This window comes from Streptomyces solitudinis (assembly GCF_036323765.1).
Classification (GTDB): domain Bacteria; phylum Actinomycetota; class Actinomycetes; order Streptomycetales; family Streptomycetaceae; genus Streptomyces.
Window position 1 is genome coordinate 204,926 of the sequence record NZ_JAZDCW010000009.1, and the last position, 10,332, is coordinate 215,257.

Annotated in this window: 9 protein-coding genes and 2 pseudogenes; 5 read left to right on the forward strand and 6 right to left on the reverse strand. The window is 70.3% G+C overall.

Going from position 1 to position 10,332, the window contains the following annotated elements; genetic code table 11:
* Nucleotides 1-45 precede the first annotated feature (45 nt).
* Entirely contained in the window at nt 46-564 is a 519-nt protein-coding gene (locus V1J52_RS22110) for a DoxX family protein (protein WP_330141696.1), read from the reverse strand.
* A 141-nt stretch (nt 565-705) separates the two neighbouring features.
* A complete protein-coding gene (locus V1J52_RS22115; protein WP_330141697.1) occupies nt 706-1,296 on the reverse strand; it encodes a lytic polysaccharide monooxygenase in 591 nt (196 codons plus the stop codon).
* A gap of 837 nt (nt 1,297-2,133) precedes the next feature.
* Between V1J52_RS22115 and V1J52_RS22120 the strand changes: the two genes are divergently transcribed.
* The 3 genes from V1J52_RS22120 (at nt 2,134) to V1J52_RS22130 (ending at nt 5,564) form a co-directional block, all read left to right on the forward strand.
* Complete coding sequence (locus V1J52_RS22120) at nt 2,134-2,361, forward strand: hypothetical protein (RefSeq protein WP_330141698.1); 228 nt, start codon at nt 2,134-2,136, stop codon at nt 2,359-2,361.
* Nucleotides 2,362-2,475: 114 nt separating this feature from the next.
* Nucleotides 2,476-3,156: an ABC transporter ATP-binding protein gene (locus tag V1J52_RS22125; RefSeq protein ID WP_330141699.1), complete on the forward strand. Its 681-nt coding sequence runs from the start codon at nt 2,476-2,478 to the stop codon at nt 3,154-3,156.
* Nucleotides 3,153-5,564, forward strand: coding sequence for an ABC transporter permease family protein (locus tag V1J52_RS22130; RefSeq protein WP_330141700.1), 2,412 nt, complete (start codon nt 3,153-3,155; stop codon nt 5,562-5,564). Before V1J52_RS22125 ends, V1J52_RS22130 begins: the two co-directional genes overlap by 4 nt.
* Nucleotides 5,565-5,996: 432 nt before the next feature.
* Here V1J52_RS22130 and V1J52_RS22135 read toward each other — a convergent pair whose 3' ends face one another.
* The gene (locus tag V1J52_RS22135; RefSeq protein ID WP_330141701.1) at nt 5,997-6,428 is read right to left on the reverse strand and encodes a DUF6283 family protein; all 432 of its coding nucleotides are present in this window, start codon (nt 6,426-6,428) and stop codon (nt 5,997-5,999) included.
* A gap of 590 nt (nt 6,429-7,018) precedes the next feature.
* Here V1J52_RS22135 and V1J52_RS22140 point away from each other — a divergent pair.
* Together V1J52_RS22140 and V1J52_RS22145 are read left to right on the forward strand one after the other, a co-directional pair.
* Entirely contained in the window at nt 7,019-7,411 is a 393-nt protein-coding gene (locus tag V1J52_RS22140; RefSeq protein WP_330141702.1) for a hypothetical protein, read from the forward strand.
* A 365-nt stretch (nt 7,412-7,776) separates the two neighbouring features.
* Nucleotides 7,777-8,259: a hypothetical protein gene (locus V1J52_RS22145; RefSeq protein WP_330141703.1), complete on the forward strand. Its 483-nt coding sequence runs from the start codon at nt 7,777-7,779 to the stop codon at nt 8,257-8,259.
* A gap of 132 nt (nt 8,260-8,391) precedes the next feature.
* On the opposite strand, the pseudogene V1J52_RS22150 reads toward V1J52_RS22145, so the two are convergent.
* The 3 genes and pseudogenes from V1J52_RS22150 to V1J52_RS22160 all read right to left on the reverse strand — a co-directional run.
* A pseudogene (locus V1J52_RS22150) lies at nt 8,392-9,481 on the reverse strand (M20 family metallopeptidase).
* A 41-nt stretch (nt 9,482-9,522) separates the two neighbouring features.
* On the reverse strand, nt 9,523-9,963 hold the full coding sequence (locus V1J52_RS22155; RefSeq protein WP_330141704.1) for a hypothetical protein: 441 nt from the start codon (nt 9,961-9,963) through the stop codon (nt 9,523-9,525).
* 271 nt (nt 9,964-10,234) lie between these two features.
* Nucleotides 10,235-10,332, reverse strand: a pseudogene (locus V1J52_RS22160) (IS5/IS1182 family transposase); the annotation flags it as partial.

Below are 10,332 nucleotides of genomic sequence, written 5' to 3' on the forward strand. Positions count from 1 at the left end.
TGCTCTCCTGGGGTTCGTGCAGTGGTTCGCGGGGGGACGCGGTCTTCACCGGCTGAGTTCGTCGGCGGTGACGGCCAGGCAGGCGGCTACCAGGACGAGGTTCTTCAGCACGTACTGGCCTTCGAGGGTGGGGGTGCCGTGGTGCCACATGGCTTCGGGCAGGAGGAGCAGTGAGACGAAGACGCCGGCCATGTGGGCGCAGAACAGCGCTAACGCGCACCGCAGCAGCAGGCCGGTGATGAGGGCGAGTCCGATGAGGGTCTCCGCGGCGCCCAGTGCGGGTATGGACACCTGCGCAGGGAGCAGGCCGCCGGTCATCTTCGTCATGGCGAGGGCTGCGACCTCTTCGGCCGGGCTGGCGGCCGGGAAGAGTTTCAGGATGCCGAACCCGCAGAAGAGCGCCCCGAGGCTGACGCGCAGAACTGCGATACTGCGCGGCTGGTAGAAGGCCGCCGCCCGCCGGACTGTCGCCCCGCGTGGCCGGTACGCGCGCACCGGTGGGGAAGACCGGCGGCGCGGGAGGTGACGGTGGCGGTCGGGCGGGGCGGGGCGGGTTCGGGGCATCCGGCGCCTCCAGGGGGGTACCGGCCCGGCGGTGTCCGCGACGGCGGCCGGGCGGTGGAGTGGATGAAGGCCCCGCGAGAGCGCTGCGGCTCTCGCGGGACGGTGTGCGGTCGCTGCGTGCTCAGCCCGCGCAGGTCGAGGTCAGCCGAAGTTGACGTCGCTGCACAGGAAGTACTTCTGATCCATGTGCGACGCCTTCCAGACGGTCACCACGACGTGCCTTCCGCTGTACCCGGACGTGCTGACGTCTGTGGTGTAGTGCGCCTGGTAGGGGTAGCGGCCGGTCTTCTTCACCAGCTCGAGGTCGTCCCAGCCGATCAGCTGGGTCTGTGGGTCGAAGCCTTGCTTGGTGACGTAGATTTCCAGCCAGTCCGCGCCGTGCCGTGCCTCGTCGTAGACGTCGACGGTGAAGTCGGAGCCGAGGCTGGTGGTGGTCCATGGGCCGGGGCGGTCGAGCGCTCCGTAGTTGGTCTCGCCCTGGCCGCTGGCGCTGCAGATCTGCCCGTCGGGGATGACCTGCTGGTAGTTGTCCCCGGTGTTGTTGGCGTAGACGGCCTTCCACGCGGTGATGGCGTTCGGGTTCTCGTGGTAGGTGCGGTAGCACATGGGGTCCTGTGCCTCGTTGGGTTCGCTGGAGCCCCAGCGCTGCAGGCAGCCGTAGTTGCGGGTCTCGGGGGCGATGACCGTGCCGTGTGCGGAGACGGTCGGCGCCTGGGCGAGCAGGCCCAGCATGCTCGTGGCCAGGACGGTGGCGCCCAGCGCGGTACAGCGGGACCTGGTCAGCGTTGGCCGGTGCCGACACAACGGCGCAGCACCAACGAGCAGCAGTGGAATGCTGCACGGGTCCGGCTGCTGCTCACCGGTTCGCTGGGGCCGGCGATGCCGCACCGATCGGTACGGGGATGCAGCGTTGCGTGCGGCGGGTGGGGCGCAGAGCTGCCGCAGCACGCCGGGGTGGTGGAGTCCGTGATCGCCTACGGCGCAACCCGTTGCCCGAGGGCTCTTTTCCCCGTGCTGCGCCCGCAGTCTCGGCTGGGGTTGCTGTCATGGCCGCCGGGGCTCCGGCGTCGTCTCGTCTCCGGTGGCCCTGTCCGCTGACGCGGTGTCTCAGCCAAGTTCGTGCCGGCATCGGTGATGTGATCAAGCCCTGGGGCAGTGGCATATGCGCTCACTGGTCGGTTTTGTTGGCAAGTCCATGGCGTGTTCGTTCCAGGCTGTGCAGCGTGCGCGGTGTCCGAGAAAGGATCACCGTGATCCAAACTGCTGGGTCCACAGCGCTAGGCGATGGCAGGGTTACCGATGGCCACTGGTGTTCGACCAAGCACCGGTTCGGGCCGCCGTCGGCCCGGCAGGTCGGGTGACGGCCATTTCAGGCAGGGGGGAGCGGTTCTTCGCTGCCATCTAGGAGGGGAAATCATGAGAACGCGTGCTGTGCTGGCCGTGGCTGCGTCTGTGGCGTCGGCCGGTATTCTCTTCGCTCCGTCGGCGCAGGCCGCGAACGGGGACAGTGCGACGTCCGACTCAGTCGGAGCGAAGGCGACCTGCACCATCTACACCGGTGGTGCCGGGATGAGGGTCAGCTGCCGGCTGTCGGACACCAAGGCCGACGGGAACCCGGTGCGCATCGAGTGGAGCGGTCCGGGCAAGGACGGCAAGGACATGCTGCGCAGCGGCAACGGCACCTACGCCAGCTTCACCTACACCTTCGCCCGCGAGGACAAGTTCACCTTCAAGGCGGTCACCGACCGCGGCGTGTGGCCGGACAGCGTCGGCGCGACCCGCACGCTGTATCCGTAAGCTGGGCCGCGTCCTGATGTGAGGCGGTGCCGCAGGCGTGACCTTGCCCGCGGCACCGCCTCGTCGGTGCTTGAGCACCGGCAGGCAACATCGAAGTGGGGAAAGGACAGTCGCGTGGATTCGACGACTGGGGCAGCCTGCCTGAGCGCGGAGAGCCTGCACGTGCGGCTGGGGGACGCCGACGTACTCAAGGGCGCCTCGCTGAGCGTGGCCGCAGGGCACAGCGTTGCGGTGGTCGGCACCAGCGGGGCCGGCAAGTCAACGCTCCTGCAGTGCCTGGCCGGGGTGATCAGCCCGGCCACCGGCACGGTCGCCCTGGAGGGGGAGCGGTTCGACCACCTCCCGCCGGAGCAGCGCTCCGAGTTGCGGCTGCGCCGTTTCGGTTTCCTGTTCCAGTTCGGTGAACTCGTGCCCGAGCTCAGTCTGCTGGACAACGCCAGCCTGCCGTTGTGGCTGACCGGCATGCGACGCGACGAGGCCCGCGAGCGTGCCCGCCCACTGCTGGAGGCCACCGGCCTGAACCCGGGCCTGCACGGCAAGCGGCCCGCTCAGGTGTCGGGCGGGGAGATGCAGCGGGCGGCACTCGCCCGGGCCCTGGTGCACGAACCCGCTGTGCTGCTCGCCGACGAACCAACCGGCGCGCTGGACAGCACCACCAGCGACGAGGTCGTGGAACTGCTGCTCTCGCAGACCGCCCGCACCGGCGCCGCGCTGGTCGTAGTTACCCACAGCGAACGGGTCGCCGGCCGCATGGGCCGCATCGCACGGATGGCCGATGGGCGGCTGCCAGCATGAACACGACCACGCCTTCCCTCAATTCCGCCCCCTCCCGCTCCACCGGCCCGCACGGGCCGCGCTCCCCGCGCCGGTCACGCCAGTGGGCCGCCGGAGCGCGCCTGGGCGTGCACCTGGCCCTGCGGGCCCGGTCGTGGATCACCCTGGCCGTCGTGCTGTGCACTGCCGTGGGCACGGTCAGCCTGGTCGCGGCCCTGTCGATGCCGCACATCATCGGTGAACGCACCGCCCGCGCCGAAGCACGCTCCCCCTATCACCAGCTGCAGGAGAACGACCAGCCTGCCGCCGACCAGGTGAGCTTCGGGCAGCGCAGTGGATCCTGGAACGGCGAACCGGTCACCCGGATCCTCCTGAGCGTCCCGGACAACCCGGCCACACCCCTGCCACCAGGCTTGTCCCAGTGGCCCAGGCCCGGACAGACCATCGTCTCCCCCGCCCTCCGGACCGCCCTGGACGCCGGCAAGCCAGACCGGGTGCGCGACCAGTTCGGGCAGGTGATCGGCACCGTCACCGAGCCAGGGCTGCTGCACCCCGACGAGAACCTCGCCTACGTCGCCATCGCCCCAGACGTCCCGGCCACCGGCCTCACCCCCATCGACGGCTTCGGCCGTCTCCCCGACACCACCGACTACGGCAGCTTCGGCGACGTTCCCCAGCTGAGCGGCCCCATCCGCACCCTGCTCACGGTCGCCACCGTCGCGATCTGCGTTCCCCTGGCCATGCTCGTCCTGGGCAGCTCGGCCCTGATGCGCGAACGACGACGCCGAACGCTGGCCTCCCTGGACCTCCTCGGCGTGCCCGCCCGCACGGTACGCCTGATCACCACCGCGGAAGTCGTCCTGGTCGCAGTGGCCGGATGGGCCGTCGGCGTCCTCGCAACAACGCCCCTGCTCCGAGCAGCGGCAACCTGGCCGCCCGAACCTGCCGCCTGGTTCCCCAGCGACGTCGCCTGGCAGGGGGGACCGGCGCTGGCGACCATGGGCTTCTTCGTCCTCGCCGCGATTGTCACCGCCCTGCGCACCACCGACCGGCTCCGCACACACCGCGCCCCGCGCCACCTGGCGCGGCTGGCACCGCTCACCGCCGGCGTGGGCATCCTCGCAGGGATCGCCGCCTACCCCTGGGCCCCTGACGCGCAACCGCGGGGATGGGTCATCTACCTGGGAATCGCCGCCCTCGTCCTGGCCGTGACCGGGCTGGCCTGGGCCGGCCCGGTCCTCGTCCGCGCCGTCGGGATCCGCCTCGCCCGCCGCAACACCCCATGGCTTGCCCTGGGCAGCGGACGCCTGGCAGCCGACCCCCACACCGGCACCCTCGGAGCCCTGGCCATCACCCTGGCCGTCGCCGCATCCGGCGTCGTCGGCGCCATCACGGGCCAGATCGCCTACATCGACACCGAGCTCTACCGCACCGACCCCACCCGCTCCGCCACCACCATCAGCACCCAGGACCTCCCCGCCGTCCGCGAAGCCCTGCCCGCCAGCGCCACCGCCCTCACCCCGGTCACCGTCACCCATATCCGCACCAGGAACGGCTCCACCCACCCCCTGACCAACGATCCGTTCCTGGACCTCACCGTCAACGTCATGGTCGGCGACTGCAAGAACTACCTCACCCTCGTAGGCCAAGACCCCACCCGGTGCGCACAAGGCACCGTCAGCCTCCAGCCCTCCCCCTTCCCCAACCCTCTGCCCCAAGGGGGCAGCATCGATCTCGCTCTTCGCCAGACAGACACCGCAAGCGGCAGACCACTCCGGTTCCCTCTGCCCGGCCAGGTACTGCGCCACGAAGCGCTCCCAGGAGTCGCGGGAACCGCTCTGGGAGCGGACCTCTCGCTACTTGTCGATGAGGAGGCGTGGGAACAGGCCGGAGGCCCGCCCCTCCACGCGGGAACAGTGCTCCTGTCGACCCGGGACGCGAACACGGCAACGGTACGGGCCCAGGCCCTGGCCGCCGACCCCGCAGCCGAAGTCCAAAGTGACGCCGCGGCCTACAGCGAACGCCTGCAGCGCACCGGTCACTACCGCGGCTGGTTCACCTCCGCCGCCATCGTCACCCTCGGCGTCGCCACCGCCTTCGTCCTCGTCTCCGCCCTCACCACCCTGATCGAACGCCGCCGCGTCCACGCCTACCTCGGCATCGTCGGCGTCCCGCCCCGCGCCCTGGGACGCGCCTGGGCCCTCTACAGCATCCTGCCCGTCCTCATCCTCCTCCCGGCTGCCTGGCTCCTCACCTTCCTCACCGACCTCGGCTTCGACCGCCTCGTGCGCATCCCCGTCCGCATCGACACCGCGCCCTACATTTCCGGCGCCGCCACCGCACTACTCCTCACGCTCCTGATCCAGCTCATCGCCCGCACCAGCACCCCCAGGGAAGTACCGCTCGACGCCCTCCGTACCCGCGAATGACGCAGTCAGCTCCCCTCCCGCGCAGGTGGACCGGGCTGGTCGCCGATGCTCTGCGAGCCGCCTGCCACACCCACCGCCCGGCCGGCTCCAAGTGGCGCTCCGCGATATCCGGCAGACCGCCCAGCTGGCCCTGCCGACGTACAGGACGGCTATGAGTTCTGGGTCAAGAGCTGGGGCGAGACCTCAACGCGGGAGAGACTGCGGTTCTTCCAGGAACAGCTGAACTACGAGGCGACCGACGACCGCGTCACTCAGCACCTGCGCGAGAGCTACTCACACTTCATCCCGGAGTCCCTTGCCCGGAACGGTCAGTCCGATGAGGCAGCGCCGTAAGAGCAGGTTCGGGAATCCCTGGTGTCTCCGCCGACCTGGGCATTCGCCGGGGTACAGGGTCTGGGCCGCCGCCTGGGGGTACCGAGGGCCGGGGCACGGTCAGTCGTGTGCGGGCAGACCCAGCTGCTCGGCGCGGGCTGTCAGGAGAGCGTCCAAGCTGGCATATAGGCGCGGCCAGTTGGGGCGCGGTGTCGTTGCGTGGCCGGGCAGGATGTCGAAAGCCAGCGCCAGCCGGATCGCGAGGTGGTACTCGCCCACTGTGGCGAGCCAGCCCGCGCACCAGCGGTAGGCGTGGGCCGTGTCCGGCTGGTCGAGGTGGCAGGCGACCACAGGAGCGCCGACCGGCGCCTCCGCCCCCGGCCTCCCGTCAGTCCGCCGCATCATGTCCATGTCCCGCTCCGTGAACGCGGTGAGGTCGGCATCCATGCGCCACGGACACCGGGTGCACGGCCAGTCGCGGTACTCGTGCTCGGCGCCCGGCTGCAGGTGCCACACCGCGGCCCCGCTGCTCCCGGGCCGCGCTCGCCTCACAGGTCTCCTCCACCGGTCCCTCCACCCTGCTCGCCCTGCGCTCGATTATCCCGACGAGCGGTGCGGGGTGGGCCCGGCATGTGTCCGGCGGCGCTGGCCGGCTTGGTGTACAGCGGTCACCGCCGAACCGCGCCTCCGTGTCCCCCGGTTCCCGGGGTCAGCCGGAGCCCCGAGGGTGTCATGCTCGGTGTTCACATTCCCCGGATGCTTGGCCTCTGGGTGCCGGGCGTGACAGCGTGCCACCCCGCACCGAGACGTTCGGGCCGCTGCGGGTCCCCGCGCTGGCTCCGCATCGGCGGTCCAGTGTGAGCACCTCCCCTTCGAGCTCGTCCGTCACCGGTTCTGGGTGGGTCTTGCCGCCGCCCTGCTCGACGCGATCGACGCCTGTCCCGGCCCGGGCCCGTCCTGGGGTCCGGCTACGGCTCCGGACGACGAGCCCGTCATCGCCCCGAACTGCCCGGGTGCCGGTGGGGGAGACCGGTGTTGCCGGCCGCGCCTCGGCCGCCGGGCTCCCGGACTCCGCCGCCGTGCCGCAGCAGTCCGCGGCCTAAGCCCTCACCGATCCCGCATACAGAGTCCTGGACACCCTGGTGAGCGCAGCACAGGCTGCCCCTGCCATCCGAGACTTCCTGATCAACGGCTGGATGCAGACCCTGCGACAGCCAGACGTACGCGACGACGCACACCAGGTCCTCCTCGGTTGGGCCCGAGCCGCTCACGAGGGTCGACTGGACCGCACCGTCACCTTCGGCATCCTCACCGACGTACGCAACGCCCACACACCCCTCGACGCCATGTCCCGCTTCCTGTACGGAAGCCCGGACCAAGACGACCACGCCTTGATCGAAGCGCGCCTTGCCCTGGCCAACCTCCGCGCCTGCAACCACACACAGTGTTTCGAACCTCACTGCCCGCTCAAGGAAGCAGCTGGCCCCCTCCCGGACACCAACCCCGCCGGAGCCACAGGTGAATCCCAATCATGAGCTTCGTCACCGGGCGCAAACGTGCTTGATGCCCGCTAAACCGCAGTACACCGCTGCGGCCGGACGCAGCCCGCGCCCTGGTCGAGCGGCTGACACCAGCAGGACCCCGACGCCCCTTGGAAGCGGGCGAGCCGAAGACCGTACGCGGCCTGGAAGCCGGCTACTGCCTTTACACCGCCCGGTGGTCCCTGTCCGACCTCCCCGCCCGGCGCTGCCAACCCACCCCTGCGCCTGATCCGGACCGGCAGCCCCCGGCCGATTCCGGCGAGCCAGCTGCGCCCCGGCCCCCGAGCCAGGGTGCGGGGGAGTGGGAGATACCCCGCGTCCCGCTGCAGTACGAGCGCGCTGTCCTCGCCGGTGCGGTGGTGCGCGAGAAGCCGCGCACCACCGTCGTGCGGGGCCGGCGGTACGACGTGGCCGCCCACCAGCAGGCGGCGATGCCCGAACTGCGGCTCGCGGGCCAGGCCGCCGAATCCGAGCACGACGACCAGGAGCCGGAAGCCGGGCCCCGGCCGGTGGTCGACCTGATGGCGCTGCGGGCAGCCCTGGAGGCATCGCGTACAGACGTGGAAGCCCTGGACTTCACCGCCGAGCAGCTGCGCCACGTGCAGGACGCCTTCACGAAGGTCGGTGACGGAGCCCGCACGAGGACGAAGAAGCACGCCGACCGACAAGATGCCCCCGCGCAGCACCCCGCGCGCGAGGGCGACCAGCGGGTGCACCGCTCCCAGCAACCGGACCCACGCCACGGGCCAGGGCCGGCCGCTGAACGCCGGGTGCGATGGCGTACCCCACCGGACGCTCTTCGATTGCGGAAGTCAGTCTCTGCCGTCCCTCCGGACGACTGAATGAGCTGCCGTGGCGGCCCGTCAGCTGTACGGGAGGGAGTCCTGGCGGCACACAGCTGGGCGGCCTCCCAACGGTGGGCCGGCATATGCACGATGTGCAGCGTGGCGGTCAGAGGGTCTGGCGGGAGCGGCTCAGTCCTGGCGGGCGTGACGGATCGAGGCCACTAGCCCGCTCACGAGGCGGGCCCGCTCGGCCATCGCGTCGACCATCAAGTAGTCATGTTCGGCGTGCGCGCCGCCACCAACGGCGCCCAGCCCGTCCAGGGTCGGCACGCCCAGTGCGGCCGTGAAGTTGCCGTCGCTGCCGCCGCCGACGGCCTTGCCCTCGATGCCCGGCTGCAGCCGCTGAGCCATGGTGAACAGCTCTGCTGCCGCAGACTCGGGCATCGGGGGGCGGCCCACCGCGCCCTGCACTTTGATCCGGGCCTCGGGAAGGGGCGGGGTCAACGCGGAGACCGCCGTCTCGACCCGTTCCTTCTCTTCCGCCGACTCGACACGAACATCGACCAGCACTGTCGCCTCGGCTGGCACCACATTGTCCGAGGTCCCCGCAGTGGCCACCGTCGGAGTCACCGTCGTGCCCATTTCCGGTCGGCTGAGCGCCGCGATGGCCAGAACCTGATGGGCCGCCTCGACCAAGGCGTTCACCCCGGCGGCAGGCTCGAGACCGGCGTGCGCCGCACGCCCTTGGATGCTCACCCGAAAGGTGCCGCAGCCTTAACCCACCGCCTTCTGCGGAGCCTTCAAACACCAGCACGGCGCCGCACTCCTGCGCCAGCTCTTCGATGAGTGCCCGAGAAGTGCCCGAGCCCACCTCTTCGTCCGCAGTCACGAGGATCTCCACGCCCGACAGATCATCCAGTGAGGCCGGCCCGTGCACCGCCTGCACCAGCCCGCCCAACATGTCGAAGACACCGGGCCCGGTCGCACGCCCGTCGGCCACCCGAAAGGGGCGCCTGGCAAGGGTGCCCCTGGGGAACACCGTGTCGTGGTGGCCGAGGACGAGAACCCGCGGGGGGCCGCCGCCGGACCAGCGGACATGAGTCCCGGACTCCCCCGGTTGCAGCACCGCCTTGCCGCCCAGCCGCTTCTCCAGGATCTCGGCGACCGCCTCGGCTGACTCCTCAAGAGCGGCCAGGTCGCGGGAGGGCGACTCGATCTCGACGAGTTGCCGCAGGTCGGCGAGCATCGCCTCGGTGCTGATCTCAGTGCTTTGGTGCATGTCGACCTTCTGGCTCGGGAGGGAATGACGGTACAACAGGCTTACCGGAGGACACGCGCGAGTACCTGTAGGGAGCTCTCCAGCGCCTCGAGGAAGCGCGCGTCGGTCTCCGGAGTCTGCGGCAGGGACAGGGTGACGAAGCCGCTCTTGCCGATGTAGATGCCACGGCCGAGCAACTCGTGGAAGAGCAGCTCAATCGGCCGCCGGTCCACATCCGCCAGGTCACTGGCCCGCGCAACCGGCATGTCGGTCGGGTGAATCCCGATCAGCGAGCCCCAGCCGGTGGCCTGGAAGCCCTGATCGCGCAGCAGCGAATCCGCTTGGTTACGCAGCTGCTCGCCGCGCCGGAAGAGCGCGTCGGGGCAATCCTGGGTGAGCACTGAGCTCAACATGGCGGCGCTGGCCGCCATGGAAAAGCGGTTGTTGTTGAAGGTGCCCGAGTGGTCGTACGAGGGCTGCTGACCCCGGGCAAGCTGCAGCATGATTCGCTCGGTGCCTCCGACGACGCCGAGGCCGAACCCCCGCCAAGGTATTTGCCCATGGTGGTGAGATCCGGACGTACGCCGAACAGGTCCTGGGCCCCGCCGTACGACATCCTGGAGGTTTGCACCTCATCGAAAAGCAGCACGGGGCCCCTCGTCGCAGATCCGGCGCAGGCCCGCGAGGAAGTCGGGGGCGGACTGGATGCGGCCGCCGGAGCCGAGCATGGGCTCCACGAGGATGCAGCCGATCTGTTCGGGCCACTGAGCCTCTTCAGCGTTGCCGCTCCAGGGTGAGGACAGCTTTGACGATTGACGTCATGCGGTTGGGGCTGCATCGGGATCTGCGGAAGATCCTCCAGGACTTCAGGT